The following is a 253-nucleotide window of genomic DNA, read 5'->3' as shown; positions in this document are numbered from 1 at the left end:
CTATGGTGTAATTGGCAGCACGACTGATTCTGGTTCAGTTAGTCTTGGTTCGAGTCCAGGTAGGCCAGCTCGCAGAGCTCATCTGCAAAGCCCCCGTTGTGTAGCGGCCTAGCACGCTGCCCTCTCAAGGCAGTAGCGCCGGTTCGAATCCGGTCGGGGGTACGGCGATCTCCTTCGCGATGATCGCTGGGCCCCCGTTGTGTAGCGGCCTAGCACGCCGCCCTCTCAAGGCGGTAGCGCCGGTTCGAATCCG

The 253-nt window shown here is 61.7% G+C and carries 1 tRNA gene; it reads left to right on the top strand.

The annotated features are described in order from the left end of the window. Positions 1–89: 89 nt before the first annotated feature. A tRNA-Glu gene (locus GFH49_RS00955) sits at positions 90–162 on the top strand. Positions 163–253 lie beyond the last annotated feature (91 nt).

It is taken from the genome of Streptomyces blattellae (assembly GCF_009709555.1).
In the GTDB taxonomy this organism is placed as follows: Bacteria; Actinomycetota; Actinomycetes; order Streptomycetales; family Streptomycetaceae; genus Streptomyces; species Streptomyces blattellae.
Note: the sequence above shows the minus strand (reverse complement) of the source record. Positions and strands in the feature narration are given on the sequence as shown.